Source organism: Neolewinella persica DSM 23188, from assembly GCF_000373105.1.
In the GTDB taxonomy this organism is placed as follows: domain Bacteria; phylum Bacteroidota; class Bacteroidia; order Chitinophagales; family Saprospiraceae; genus Neolewinella; species Neolewinella persica.
In genome coordinates, this window is the sequence record NZ_KB890420.1 from 124021 (window position 1) to 137804 (window position 13784).

General features: G+C 52.1%; 13 protein-coding genes and 1 pseudogene. 7 read left to right on the plus strand and 7 right to left on the minus strand.

Annotation, left to right across the window (positions count from 1 at the left end; all coding sequences use genetic code 11):
• The first annotated feature begins 338 nt into the window (after positions 1-338).
• The 4 genes and pseudogenes from B036_RS0106610 (at position 339) to B036_RS0106625 (ending at position 3268) form a co-directional block, all read left to right on the plus strand.
• Positions 339-659: a hypothetical protein gene (locus B036_RS0106610; RefSeq protein WP_026231750.1), complete on the plus strand. Its 321-nt coding sequence runs from the start codon at positions 339-341 to the stop codon at positions 657-659.
• A 191-nt stretch (positions 660-850) separates the two neighbouring features.
• On the plus strand, positions 851-1345 hold the full coding sequence (locus tag B036_RS0106615) for a DinB family protein (RefSeq protein WP_020567910.1): 495 nt from the start codon (positions 851-853) through the stop codon (positions 1343-1345).
• Between the two features lie 151 nt (positions 1346-1496).
• A pseudogene (locus B036_RS0106620) lies at positions 1497-1739 on the plus strand (type B 50S ribosomal protein L31); the annotation flags it as partial.
• Between the two features lie 323 nt (positions 1740-2062).
• Positions 2063-3268 carry a GlmU family protein gene (locus B036_RS0106625; protein WP_020567912.1) on the plus strand — a complete coding sequence of 402 codons (1206 nt, stop codon included), beginning with the start codon at positions 2063-2065 and terminating at the stop codon, positions 3266-3268.
• Here B036_RS0106625 and lipA read toward each other — a convergent pair.
• The 4 genes from lipA to B036_RS0106645 all read right to left on the minus strand — a co-directional run bounded on the left by lipA (position 3265) and on the right by B036_RS0106645 (position 7046).
• Complete coding sequence (lipA, locus tag B036_RS0106630; protein ID WP_020567913.1) at positions 3265-4137, minus strand: lipoyl synthase; 873 nt, start codon at positions 4135-4137, stop codon at positions 3265-3267. The genes B036_RS0106625 and lipA overlap by 4 nt on opposite strands.
• 44 nt (positions 4138-4181) lie before the next feature.
• Positions 4182-4424 carry a VF530 family protein gene (locus B036_RS0106635; RefSeq protein WP_020567914.1) on the minus strand — a complete coding sequence of 81 codons (243 nt, stop codon included), beginning with the start codon at positions 4422-4424 and terminating at the stop codon, positions 4182-4184.
• Positions 4425-4688: 264 nt separating this feature from the next.
• Positions 4689-6167, minus strand: a complete 1479-nt coding sequence (locus tag B036_RS0106640; protein WP_020567915.1) for an arylsulfatase — start codon at positions 6165-6167, stop codon at positions 4689-4691.
• Positions 6168-6323: 156 nt separating this feature from the next.
• Positions 6324-7046 (minus strand): sialate O-acetylesterase, encoded by a 723-nt coding sequence (locus tag B036_RS0106645; protein WP_169435035.1) that lies wholly within the window; start codon positions 7044-7046, stop codon positions 6324-6326.
• Positions 7047-7462: 416 nt separating this feature from the next.
• On the opposite strand from B036_RS0106645, the gene B036_RS0106650 reads away from it, so the two are divergent.
• Positions 7463-9058 (plus strand): sulfatase-like hydrolase/transferase, encoded by a 1596-nt coding sequence (locus tag B036_RS0106650; RefSeq protein ID WP_020567917.1) that lies wholly within the window; start codon positions 7463-7465, stop codon positions 9056-9058.
• A 210-nt stretch (positions 9059-9268) separates the two neighbouring features.
• Here B036_RS0106650 and B036_RS0106655 read toward each other — a convergent pair whose 3' ends face one another.
• The 3 genes from B036_RS0106655 to B036_RS33460 form a co-directional block, all read right to left on the minus strand.
• Positions 9269-9949 carry a type 1 glutamine amidotransferase domain-containing protein gene (locus B036_RS0106655; protein ID WP_020567918.1) on the minus strand — a complete coding sequence of 227 codons (681 nt, stop codon included), beginning with the start codon at positions 9947-9949 and terminating at the stop codon, positions 9269-9271.
• 109 nt (positions 9950-10058) lie between these two features.
• Positions 10059-11219, minus strand: a complete 1161-nt coding sequence (locus tag B036_RS0106660) for an iron-containing alcohol dehydrogenase (RefSeq protein ID WP_020567919.1) — start codon at positions 11217-11219, stop codon at positions 10059-10061.
• Between the two features lie 115 nt (positions 11220-11334).
• Positions 11335-11502 carry a hypothetical protein gene (locus B036_RS33460; protein ID WP_211217373.1) on the minus strand — a complete coding sequence of 56 codons (168 nt, stop codon included), beginning with the start codon at positions 11500-11502 and terminating at the stop codon, positions 11335-11337.
• A gap of 137 nt (positions 11503-11639) precedes the next feature.
• On the opposite strand from B036_RS33460, the gene B036_RS0106670 reads away from it, so the two are divergent.
• Positions 11640-12362, plus strand: coding sequence for a hypothetical protein (locus B036_RS0106670; protein ID WP_020567920.1), 723 nt, complete (start codon positions 11640-11642; stop codon positions 12360-12362).
• A 165-nt stretch (positions 12363-12527) separates the two neighbouring features.
• A complete protein-coding gene (locus B036_RS0106675; protein ID WP_020567921.1) occupies positions 12528-13763 on the plus strand; it encodes a hypothetical protein in 1236 nt (411 codons plus the stop codon).
• Positions 13764-13784 lie beyond the last annotated feature (21 nt).

Here is a 13784-nt window from a genome sequence, read left to right on the forward strand (position 1 = left end):
CTTTGCTCACGTTGCAGGAGTTCGCTTCGCTCACGTTACAAAAGTTGCAGGGGTTAGATAGAGTTGAAGCAGCCTGCCTGCAACCCCTGCAACCGAAGCGCAGCGAACCCTGCAACCGAAGCGCAGCGACCCTGCAACTCCTGCAACCGGAGCGCAGCGACCCTGCAACCCCTGCAACCGGAGCGAAGCGACCCTGCAACCCCTGCAACCGGAGCACAGCGACCCTGCAACCGAAGCGAAGCGACTGCCATACGTCGAAACCTTATCCCGGTTCGTAGAAGGTTAAAGGTTGCGAACCTCCCCCAACCGATATTTGTATTATTCAAAATATCCTTACCATGGCCAAAACACGTATGACCGGCTTCAGCCGCTTGCTTCTCTTCCTGCTTCTCTTCCTTCCATTGGCTTTCGTCGGTATCAGCTATGCCAAAGGCGAAGACCCGATTGCCAACTTCAAGAATTTGGTCGGAATGGAAACTACTAATTACAGCCCTTCCACTAACAATACCGCTCCGGCACCAACGGGTACCTCTTCCTCTAACGAGCCTGCGACCTTCCAAAACGTCCAGGCCCTGCGCGAGGAAATCACTCAGCTGAAAGTTGATCTTGCAGTAGCCAACGAACGGCTTGCGCGGTGTAAGACTGACGGCGTTCAGTAAGTTTTCAGGGATCAGTTTTCAGAATTCAGTTTTAGCTATCAGGATTCAGCCGTCAGAATAACATCCTTAAGGGTTAGCCCTCATGTTTTTTGAACACTGAACCCTGTGTACTGAAACCTACCTCCTGTAACCTGTAACCTGTAACCTGTAACCTGAATCCTGATGACTGGTCCCCGAATCCTGATCCCTAAATGCTCCCTCTCCTAAAATCAACCTCTATCCATTTTCTAAACTGGAACCTTGAACGGATCGGGCGTTGCCTTGACGAACTGACCGAGGAGCAAGTCTGGCTGCGCCCCAACGGTAGTAGCAACAGCGTTGGCAACCAGGTTCTACACCTTTGTGGTAACATCAGTCAGTGGATGCTCACTGGCCTGGGTGATGCTCCGGATCACCGGGAGAGAGACATGGAATTTGCCGCCGCTGGCGGCTTCAGTAAGGAGCAGCTTTCAGCGCGGCTAACTGGAGCGATTGCGGAGAGTATTACTGTGATAACAGGCCTAAAGGAAGAAGATATTACTCGGATACGGCCCGTTCAGGCCTATCAACATGATGGTCTTTTTATCCTGATACACGTGGTGGAGCACCTTAGTTACCATACGGGGCAAATCATCTTCTGGACTAAGGCCCTAAAGGACGTTGACCTGGATTTGTACGGCGGAGATGCCCTCGATTCAACAACCTAGGACTGTAGGTGGTAAGCAGTTTAACTACCCGGGCGGAGGAAAGGGGCTCTCGATTGGACCAAAGTCTTTCATAATATTCTATCTTTGCCAAGTAAATGTTTGGTAAACACAAAGCGAATCTCTACCTTTGCGCTCCGAAAATATAAAGGCAATGAAAAAGGATATTCATCCCGATACTTACCGCACCGTAATCTTCCGCGACATCAACGCTAATGTGTCCTGGTTGGGCAAGAGTTGTGCTAAGACGCGTGACACTGACACTTTCGAAGACGGCGCTGAGTACCCACTGATTAAGCTGGAAATCTCCAATGCTTCTCACCCGTTCTTTACTGGTAAGATGCAGTTCGTAGATACTGCTGGTCGTATCGACAAGTTTAACAAGAAATTCGGTAAGAGCCGTTTTGCCAAGACCCTTGGTGAAGACACTCCCGCTGAAGAGACTACCGAAGAAGCTACGAAGGCAGAGGCTTAATCTCCCTCCTTCTATTTTTTCGGCAAAAAAGCCCGAAGCGAACGATTGTTTGCTTCGGGCTTTGCTTGTTGGCTTCAAGGTGCAGGCCGCTACCTGGGCCAAACGAGTAGGGGTGAATAATCTCGACAACCACTTTTTCTTCCGGCGGAGATCGTCAGCTTTTTTCTTTATTCAATTGTAACTTTGCCTTCGAAATAAGCATCCCGCAACGATTGGAACCTGCAATCTGCAACTTGCACCTCCCTATGGCTAACATCATCCTCTTCGACTCCGACGTCCGTAACCACCTGCTTCCCCTGACTTACAGCCGTCCGGTAGCAGATCTGCGCATTGGTATCCTGACCATTCGGGAAAAATGGGAAGAGCATCTTCGGATGCCATCATCTTTTTTGACGCAGGACTACCTGGAGAATCTCTTCCCACTGAAGTATGGCGATCATAATCTATTGATCAACGGTTGCGTACTTCCCACGCCGGAAGTCGTGGCACTGGTCCTTGACCTTGCCCCAGGAGAAGCCTACCTCAAGGACGGTGAACTCATTGCCGCATGTCTTGATCGTTCAGCAATTAAAGCACTGGCGGAAGATAAAGACTTTGGTAATGTCGAAGCCTATGAACTTGGGGAGCAGCCGCTGCTCCGCATCGGTCGGCCAGCAGATATGTTTACCCTGAATGACGTTGCGTTACGCGAAGATTTCACCCTCCTAACTGCAGGGAGAACCTCTGCAGACATCTCAACTACCAATACCCTCATCGGACCCCGTGAACACCTCTTCCTGGAACCCGGCGTACGGATGGAGGCTTGTATGCTCAATGTTGAGAATGGACCGATTTACATCGCTAAAAATGCCGTCATCCTCGAAGGCTGTATGCTGAGAGGGCCTTTGGCCATCGGAGAAGAGTGTGTGCTGAAAATGGGGGCTAAAATTTACGGGGCTACTACCTTTGGCCCAGGATGTAAGGTCGGTGGAGAAATTAATAATGTCGTCTTTCAGGCCAATAGTAATAAGAGCCACGACGGATTCCTGGGAAACGCGGTCATCGGTGAATGGTGTAATATCGGAGCGGATACTAACGCCTCCAACCTCCGGAACGATTATGGTGAGGTAAAAGTCTGGTCATACCCGGAGGAACACTTTGTGAAAACCGGCCTGATGTTTCATGGCCTGGTCATGGGAGACCATTGTAAGGTAGGGATCAACACCATGTTCAATACTGGAACAGTTGTAGGTTTTTCAGCAAATGTTTACGGGGAAGGATTTCCACGAACGTTCATACCCAGCTTTCAGTGGGGAGGTGCTTCAGGCTATGAGACCTACCGACTAGATAAAGCCATGGCTGCAGCTAAAAGAATGATGGAGCGTCGAAAGATTGACTTCTCGGCTGGGCACGAACGGCTGTTTGAGGCGATCTTCGAAGAAACTGCGTTCAGAAGGTCGCAAGCTGTCTAAATATGCTTCTCAGCGTGGTAAGAACTCCGCACCAACGGCCCGCTCTCCACATAGTCAAACCCTTTCTCCAGGCCCATGGCTTTGTAGTGAGCAAAGGTATCTGGGGTAACGAAGGAGTCGACAGCCAGGTGCATGGCAGTTGGCTGTAGGTACTGTCCGATGGTGACGACATCAACACCGACTTCCATCAAATCATCAAGGATTCGTTCTACCTGTGCTTCGGTTTCTCCGAGTCCAACCATAAAGCCGGTTTTGGTCCGGTTTCCGGCTTCCTTTATCCGGCGAAGCTCTTCCAGGCTACGATCGTACTTTCCCTGTGGGCGTACCTTCCGGTAGAGCTCCCGAACGGTTTCCATATTATGGCTGACGACTTCCTGGCCACCTTCAATCATCCGATTCAGGGCGTCCCAGTTTCCGCGTACGTCGGGGATAAGGGTTTCGATGGTGACCTGCGGAGTCCGTTGCTTGATCTGATGGACGGTCTGGTACCAGATCTCCGCACCACGGTCTTTCAGTTCGTCCCGGTTAACACTGGTAAGCACGGCGTGCTTGACCTGCATCAGATCGATGGCTTCGGCAACGCGACGGGGTTCGTCGGTGTCGTATTCCGTTGGCCGACCGGTCTTAACTGCACAGAAGCTGCAGGAACGTGTACAAACGTTGCCAAGGATCATGAAGGTTGCCGTACCTGCTCCCCAACATTCGCCCATATTCGGGCAGTTGCCGCTTTGGCAGATGGTGTTGAGCTTGTATTCATCTACAAGTCTGCGGACCTTCTTGTATTCAGGTCCAATGGGAAGTTTTACGCGAAGCCAGTCAGGTTTGCGTTTACGTTCACTTTTCGATGGGGCGACGGGGAGGTCAATCATACGGTCGATGAGGTCTTGAATAGAGAATACAAAGGTAGCGGATATTAGTTCTTGCTTTCTAAATAAAGATAAAGCTGTTCCACCTTGTCTCTGGCCCATGGCGTTTTTCTTAAGAACTTGAGGCTAGACTTGATAGAAGGGTCATTCTTGAAGCAATTGATGTTGATCTCTTCGGCTAACCTTTTCCAGCCGTACTGTTCCACTATTCGCTCTAGTATGGTTACCAGTTTCACCCCGTGCAGCGGGTTGTTGGGTTGCCCTTTTGAAGGGGTATTTTCTTTATCCATTGGAAGGTCAATGATATTTTTTAATTTGGATGCGACGTCTCGAATATACGCAGGTACGAGCGTTCTTCCCGGGTATTCAGAAATTCTAGCCCCCCACCTACATCCAATGTGTAAAATCATTGGCCCTCAACCTCGGAGGAGGGGAGCCTTTGCCTTTCAACTTCCCCCGCACCTGCGGCCGCGCCTTATTAGTCAAGTAGTCAGAGAGTCAGGGAGTACGGCCACACTATTTGACTCCCTGACTTCCTGACTTCCTGACTAAAATTACTCTCCTTTGAACGCCTCCTGCCCAAAGGAAAAGACTTCAGAAGGCGTACGGGCCCCATCCATGATCAGGCGGAGTTCCTGCTCCTTGTCAGGATGATCGGCAGCAACGTCGTGCTCCTCGCCGGGATCTTCGGTAAGGTTGAAGAGCTGGACGATGGACTTGGGGTCCTTATTAACGTTGTAGCGCACGGCTTTCCAGTTGCCCTGCCGGACGGCCTGCCGGCCGCCCCTTTCGTGGAATTCCCAGTAGAGGTACTCGTGCTCAGGTTGTTCTCCCTGTCCTAGCAAAGTAGGGACCATAGAAATGCCGTCAGTTTGAGCCGGTACTTCGGCACCTGCCAGGCTGGCGAAGGTTGGGAAGATATCCCAGAAAGCGGACACATGCTCTGAACGCGTTCCCGCTTTGATTTTACCTGGCCAACTGACGATCATTGGCACATGGATGCCCCCTTCATAGAGGTCTCGTTTCGTGCCCCGGTAAGGGCCGTTGCTATCGAAATAGTCCGGGTCAGCGCCTCCTTCCTGGTGGGGCCCGTTGTCTGAAGTGAAGATGATCAGCGTATTATCGGCAATGCCCAGCTCTTCCACGCGGCGAACGATTTCTCCGACCTGGCGATCAAGGATTTGGATCATGGCTACGAAGGCTGCGTGGGGGGTAGCTTGAGACCCATAGCGACCGTCCCGGTAACCAGGGCCACCATCTAGTCCTTCGTGGGGCTTTTCGGGCGGGAAATTACCCCGGTAATTGGCCAGGATGGAATCTGGAGCAACTAACTCGGCATGTGGAATAATGGAAGGAACGTAGAGGAAAAAGGAAGTGTCTTTATGTTCTTCCAGAAAGGCCATAGTGCGTTCATGGATCAGGTCGGGTGCATAGGTGCCTTTCAGCTGTCCGGCATTTTCCTCCAGTGCGATGGAGTCCTGGTTAGACCACAGGTGGTAGGGATAATAATGGTGCCCCAATCGCTGACAGTTGTACCCGAAGAAAGTATCGAAGCCCTGTTTGGTGGGGTCGCCTTCTGAGCCCGGGAACCCCAGTCCCCATTTGCCAAAAGCACCGGTGACGTAGCCAGCGCTTTTAAGGGTTTCGGCCAGGGTTATCGTCTCGTCTGGCAACGGATATTGGCCCTCAGGCCTTATTTCATAGTTGCCCCGGATGAAGGTGTGCCCGGTGTGCTGGCCGGTCATTAGCGCGGAACGCGACGGGGCGCACACCGTTGCTCCGGAATAGTGTTGGGTAAACAACATGCCTTCGGCGGCCAGGCGATCGATGTTGGGGGTGTCGAACTTCTGCTGTCCGTAACAGCTGAGGTCTCCGTACCCAAGGTCGTCCGCCAGGATGTAGATGATGTTTGGGCCGGGAAGGGGGGCTGCCCCGGCATCGTCTGCGACCCGCCCGGTTGCTTCAGAGCAATTTGAGAGGAGCAGTAGGAACGAAGCGACTCCAGTTATCAGGGCCTTATGGTAAAACGTCATGCTGTTTTTTCTTTGAATAAATGGTCGGGTATGAACTTGTCGGCTGGGTACGGACCGCCAGAGCGAAGCACCTTGAGTACAGGCTAAAGTACGTTGCCGTAAGCAGAATTACCGGGTCGCTACGCATAGGTCAAAACTGAATTCCCAAATAAGCTCTTAGTTTTCTTTTATTAATCGGATGGCCGCTTCCGCGAAGCGCTTCCCCATTTTGCTATACCCCTCCTCAGACATGTGCAAGTCGTTTTTGATTTGCTTGCCCTTATTATTGATGCCGTCGTTGCAGTCATCGGTGTCTATCCAGGTAAAGCGCGGGTTGGAGGCGCCAACGGCCATCTGTGCTTCGCGGACCATCGTCCAGTGGGGGTACTTTTTGTTTTCAAGATCGAAGTCGCTCAGGCGACCGACGACGAAGTTCATGTCATTACGACCCAGGTCGTCGCTGAGTTGATCATACAACCCCTGCAGGTTCTGGGCGTAATTCGCTCCATACTTCTGGCGGGCGTCCCGTTCTCCCTGCATCCAGATGAAGGTTACCGTCGCTATTTCCTGGTTGGTGATGGCGGGGGTGAGCACATTCATCAGGCTATCGTAGAGGTAAGGTTCGGCGACGACATCACTACCGGCGGGTGCCTGCCAGTCCCTGTACCAGCGCCGTATGGATTCGCCGCCTTTATCATTCTTTACCACGATCACGTTGTCTTCACCAAAAGCCTCCACTACGGCTGGCAGGAAGGTATCTTCAACGTTGAGGCGTGACATATTCGACTGGCCGGAAAGGACGAAAAGATGTTTCTCCTTTGGCTGGCAACTGGTCATGATGATCAGGAGGAATGCCGTAAGGCTAACGGTTATTGACCGGTTGATCTTAATGTAATTCATGTTTATTTTATTAGTTAGGATGAAGACCATTTCAGAAGTTTCGTTAATGCAGGATAGCCTGTAGGAGCGGGGCTTGCCCCCGCCCCCTGCTGGTAGATGTGATTCGCCGTTCGCTCAGCGAACGAATAAAGCGTTTTCAGGGTGTCGATACGGACTGGGGCAAGCCCCGTCCGTACAGAGCAAATTACGAAACTTCTGAATCAGCCCACTAGGTAGGACGGGGCGAAAGGTACCTTGGTCAAAAGGTAGCAGTTGCAAAAGTGATTTCTGTGGCTCAATCGACCGATTTGGTCCAAGTGCAACAAAAGTGCTTGTCATTTGGGACTTTTATCGCCTTGGGAATCCTGATAAATGGTGAATTTGGCAGTTTGTATAAGCCATTGGTTTAACTTATTCACTAATATCCATTTCTAACCATGCACAATTATTTCCATCTCCTTCTTTCCTCGCTGTTGGGCAGCTTAGTGATCGTAAACTTTGCCTGCGGTACGCCGCATGCTTCGGAAGCGCCGGATGCCAAACCCAACATCATCCTGATCTATGCCGACGATCTGGGGATCGGGATGCTCGGTCATGAGGGGCAGCAGATCATCCGGACGCCGAACATCGACCGTCTGGCGGGGGAGGGGATGCGGTTCACCAACGCTTACTCAAACATGCTCTGCGCTCCGGCGCGGGCGTCTTTGATCACGGGGCTGCATGATTGCCACGCCGGCGGCTTTGAGATCACGGCCGGGGGAGTTTATAAGCCGGTGAACGATTCAACGCTGGCGGCGACGGAGACAAGGATCAACGGTGTACTTTCCCCAGTCCCTTCCGAGCAGGTTTTCTTAGGGCAGGTGGCGGCGGATGCCGGTTACGCTACCGCCCAGTTTGGCAAGCTGGAGTGGGGCTTCTCGGCTACCGACGCGCAAATGCGTCGGCACGGTTGGAACCATTACCTTGGGTATCTCGACCACGTTCGCGCCCACGGGTTTTACCCGCCTTTCCTCTTCCAGGACGGTGAAATGGTCCGTTATCCCGGTAACACCCTGGTAAATTGCGGCAAGTCCGGCGAACCCGAAACGGAGGAACACTACCGGGAGCGATGGGATAGGACGGGCAAGGCCGTTTACTCCCAGGACATTTTTATGGACGCAGTGCTGGACTTCATGGAAACACCCCGCGATCAGCCCTATTTCCTCTTTTTTCCGACTCAATTGCCCCACGGTCCGGTCTCCATACCCAAGGTTCATCCGGACTTTGTGAACGACGAGCGCCTGACCCAAATCGAGAAAGAGTATGCTTCGATGGTCAAACTACTCGACGATAACGTAGGTCAGATCCTGGAGAAGCTGGAGCAAACGGGACAGGCAGAGAACACCATCGTTATATTTACCGCCGACAATGGCCACGAAATTTATTACGGCCTGGAGGGACACATCCGCAAGCCCTATACCAACATGAAAACCGGCGAAGTCTTCGACAATTACCAACGTAAATACTACAGCAACCTGGCCGGTGACGTGTTCAACGGCAACGGTGGCCGTGCGGGGATGAAGCGGAGCAACCTGGAGGGAGGCATCAACGTCCCGCTCATCGTCCGCTGGCCCGGTCACGTAGCAGCGGGCGATACCACGGATCGCCTCACGGCAAACTACGACCTGCTGCCGACGGTGGCTGAACTGGCTGGTTATTCGGAAACCTTCAAAACGGACGGGTACTCCTTCCTCGATGTATTGTCAGCAAAAAGCAAGGGTAGGGGAGATGACTTTGTGGTCTATTCCTCCTACACCGGCCCCACCTTAGTTACTTCCGAAGGCTGGAAAATCAGGACTTTTCTCAAGGAGGATGCCTACGAATTGTATTACTTGCCCGATGACTTTCGGGAGGAGGAGGATTTGGCGGAGCGGTACCCGGAGAAGCTTGGGGCGCTTAAGGCATTGTTGCTGGAGGCCTGTGATGGAGATATACTTCATGGGTTATTTAAGAATCAGCAGGTGATTAGGGTGCCTGGAGCCGCTACGCGGTAGGCCGTCGGGTTAACAGAATAACCAGCCGTATTCCGGATGGACGGGGCTTGCCCTACCGACTGGCAATCCTCTGGAATTACGAAACTTCTGAAAGGATTCATCAGGCTATCCATGCCACCTATCCTCCGCTCTCCCCAAAACAATAGCCCACCGCAGAAATCTCCACGATGGGCTCAATGCCAATAAGTCCTTAAGCAGAAGCAAGAATGTCTAACCAAGCTGCTCCAACAGCAACTCAGCAACCTTCTCAGAAGAGGCCGGGTTCTGCCCGGTAATCAGCAAGCCATCCTCGACGGCGTAGGTGGCCCAGTCGTCACCCCGGCTGTAAATACCGCCGTTTTCTTTGAGCATATCCTCCACCAGGAAGGGGACGACATCGGTCAGTTGAACGGCCTCCTCTTCGCTGTTGCTGAAGCCGGTAACCTTTTTGCCCTTCACCAGTGCCTGACCGTCCTGCCCCTTGGTGTGCCGGAAGATGGCCGGCGCGTGGCATACGGCACTTACCGGCTTGCCACTATTAAAGAACGTCTCGATGAGGGCCACCGAGTCCTGATCTTCCGCGAGGTCCCATAGCGGGCCGTGGCCGCCGGGGTAGAAAACGGCGTCGAAGTCCGCCGGGTCTACGGAGGACAGTTTGTGGGTGTTGGCCAGGACCTTCTGGGTGGCCTTGTCCTTATCGAACCGAATGGTGGCCGGGGTCTGGGAATCGGGGCCTTCGCTACTAGGGTCGATGGGGGGCTGACCACCTTTCGGCGAGGCGAGGGTAACCTCCACACCTTTGTCCGTCAGGAAATAGTAGGGTGCGGCAAATTCCTCAACCCAGAAGCCGGTTTTTTTGCCGGTATCGCCCAGCTCATCGTGGCTGGTCAGTACAAATAATATCTTTTTCATGGTAGTAGTATTTAGGCGGTGTCGGAAAAAAGTCCCCCGACTACGAATGATTATTTCTCGGTCAGGGTACTATTTTCAGACACTGCAGAATAATGTGAAATTTGGAATTCTAGTAGGCCATGGCTACGATCTTCTCCACGTCGGTGGGCGTGATCGTACCGTGTTCGCCAAGTTTGGTCATTCCTCTTTCCTTCAGGCGGTTAGCGACTTTCTGCGCCGTTCCTTCGCTCTCGTCCGTATAGTCGGAGAGGTTGGTTTTGATGCCCAAAGACTCAAAGAATTCTTTGGTTTTTTGGATGCCTGCTTTGGCTTTTTCTTCCGTGGTTCCCTCGGTAACTCCCCAAACGCGTTCAGCGTACTGGGCAAGTTTTTCTTTCTTGGTCTCCAGGTTATAGGTGTAGTGCGAGTCCGTGAGGATGGCGAGCGTTCGCGCGTGGTCGATACCGTAGAGGGCTGTAAGTTCGTGGCCCATCATGTGGATGGCCCAGTCGGTAGGCACCCCTTTCTGGATCAGACCGTTGAGCGCAAGCGTACAACTCCACATGAAGCTGGCGGCGGCTTCGTAATCGGCGGGGTCCTTCATGACGGCAGGAGCCACTTCGATAAGGGTTTGGAGGATACCTTCGGAGAAACGGTCCTGCAGCAGACCGCCGGCCGGGTAGGTCATGTATTGCTCCAGCACGTGGGTAAAGGAATCTGCCAGTCCGTTGGCAATTTGTCGCTGCGGAACGGAGGCGACCACCGATGGGTCGAGAATGGAGAAAACGGGGAAGAGCCCGGGGCCGCCCATGACCAATTTCTCCTTGGTTTCGGCCCGGGTAACGACGGCGCCCGAGTTCATCTCCGACCCCGTAGCGGGTAAGGTGAGGACGGTGCCGAAGGGCATCCCTTTCTCCGTACGAATGCCTTTACTGAGAATGTCCCAGGGCTCATCGCCTTCATAGAGGGCTGCGGAGGAAAGAAATTTAACGCCATCGATAACTGACCCGCCGCCAACGGCCAAAAGGAAGTCTATATTCTTCTCTTTGATTACGGCCAGGGCTTCGAGTAAGACTTCGTATTCCGGGTTGGCGGGGATGCCGCCAAACTCTTCGAAACTTATGCCTTTCAGTGCGGCAGTCACCTGCTCGTAGATTCCGTTTTTCTTGATACTGCCGCCGCCGTAGAGCATTAGCACTTTGGCATCTTTAGGGATCTCATCGGCAATTTTACTGATCTGCCCCTTACCAAAGATTATGTTGGTTGGGTTCCTGAATTGAAAATTATTCATTATTAATATTTTGTATTTGTTTACTAGGGTTGCTCCCTGTTCTAACTACAAACACAAAACTAGTGATAGAGGTGCGGGGGAAAATTGATCTATGATAACAACCGTCGGAAGCTGCTTACATTTTTGCCAATCCTTTTCTGACCCGACTCAGGGATTCCGTCGTTATTCCCTGGTAGGAAGCGATGTGGTAATTCTTCACGTTCCGTTTGATTTCGGGGTAGGTCTGCAAAAAAGACAGGTCATGGGAGGAAGGTGGTTTGTGGGCGCGGACGCGGGAATGCAAAGATCAGTTTTTTAAGAGGCAATGCCTCCGCCCCCGGCCAGGCGATCTGGCCCCTGCTCCTTTTACCAGCTTGTGAAATTTGTACTACACACACCAGCTTCGCTTAACTTTACCCTACGAATCAAACCAACTTCGCCATGCGTTTTCTAACAATTTTCCTGTTGAGCTTCCTGATGCTCGCCTGCGGGCCAGCAACTTCTCCTGATGCTCCCGAAACGGCTACTCCTGCAACGGGTAATCCTGAAACAGAAGAAATGGCAGGGCAGGAAACGGAGGCGCCCATGACTTCCCGCGGGATGGAAACCTCCACCACCGAAGCGCCCGGAGAAACGGGGCCAATGGAAGCCATTCGTAAGGGGTATGCCCGAATTGAAGCGGCGCTGAAGGCGGGAGCCTTACACAAGGACAGTATCCTGTACCGTTGTGAAGATGCGATGGTTGAAGGCCAAATCGATCTGTACGAGGACGATGGCGGTGTTGTGCTGGCAGTACACGGATTCTCAATGGGTGACCACAGCGGCACCACCGAGCATTATTATTTCCAGGGTGGAAAACCAATCTTCCTTTTTCGGGAGTCTGGTGTATGGCGGTTCGGTGGCCCGATGGTAACCATGGATGACGGTACCGACAGTCCGGGCACGATTGATAACATTACCGAAGACCGTTTATACTTTAACGAAGGAAGCACCATCAAGGCCCTGACCAAAGCGTATGAGCTGATTAATGGGGAGGGGCCTGACCCGGCTACCGTGCCGAATGAAACCATGGCACACAACGGCGAGTTGCCGGAGAGTCTGGAGGTTGTTCAATCCGTTATTGCAACAAGAAAAGTGGATTGTAAACTGGTGGAAGAGCTGTAGGCGGGAACGCAGGTGCAGGGGAGGGTTTTAAGGTTGGGTTTGGCCTGGGCTGCTGATTTTGAATTATCTTTGGGCTACTTGTGTTAATCAGCTGAAGCAGCAATTATTGAATTGCCGAATTGTTATGTTGCCGGTCGTTGTTGATTCACCTACCTCTCTCCAACTATGCGCCTCAGTTTAATTTTTCTTGCCCTGTTCAGTTTTACATTGGACGCTCAGTCCAACTGGCGACCAGGATTCGTTGTCAAAGACGGCGTGAAAATTACCGGAGAGATTGATGACCGGGACTGGTCTTACGTCATTGAAAGTTTTCGGTTTCGTCCTTCCTCTTCTGGAGAGGTGACTGTTTATCGGCCCTCAGACAAAGTAGCTTTTGGGGTGGGAGAGCGTCGGTTTGTTGGAAAGGAAATAAACTATATTACAAACTCCCGTAAGCTGAAGAATCTCTCACGAGACACCGTTCTTCAGTGGGAAACCTCCTGGGGGTTTCTACGTCAGTACTATGCGGGCGAATTAAGCCTCTATCAGTTTGTAGGTAAGCGGGGTAAACGTCACTTCTACCTTCAGCGGGATAACCAACCGTTGGAGTATTTGGAATATGAGCTCCGGCTCCGGCGAAACAGTGAAAAAAAGGTGGTACAGTACCTCAACAACTACAAGTATCAGCTCGTGCAGGTGCTTGACGGTTGTCCGTCACTTTCGAACCAGATTTCGGACACTGCCTACAAATTAAAGGGGCTTTCCAGGATGATGGAAGCCTGGTACCAATGTCAGGAAATTAAGCCGGAGTACATCGCCACAGTTGACAAGGGGACTGTTCAAATCGGAGGTCTGGTCACTTATGTCCAAACCACTGCAATTGCGCTGAATTTTGAACGTGGAACCATCACCAATGAAGCAAATCTCGGACTGGTGCCGGGCGTGGGGCTTCGGTATATTTTTCCCGGAGCAAGAAAAAAGTACAGCCTTAAAGCCGAAGCGCTATACCAGTCTTTCGATAAGGTCGCTCGCTTACAGACGCGCCAGGATGGGGGTAACGTCGTTGTAATTCGACGAGATTTTTCTGCTAGTGTCGTTCAATTCAATTTGCTTGCGGAGTTGTCTTTATTGACCAGTAAAACGTCCATTTACGCAGAGGGAGGTTTAGCTTCTAGCTACTTACTGGATTCGGACCAATCGCAAATGCAAACCATCACGTTGCCAGATGGGGCTCAGGTTTCAATTGACCAGGACCTGAACCTGGAGTCAAACATGAGAAACGGTATTGGTTGGTTGGCCGGCATCGGCCTAAGGCGTGGTCCTTTTCAGTTGGGCGCGAGGTTTTCAAGGGTCGCACGCCTTAAAGGAAATGGCAGGATCGGCTTCAATAGAGCGGGCGTATTGGTTGGGTACTGGTTCTGACCAAACCAACGGGCGGTTATC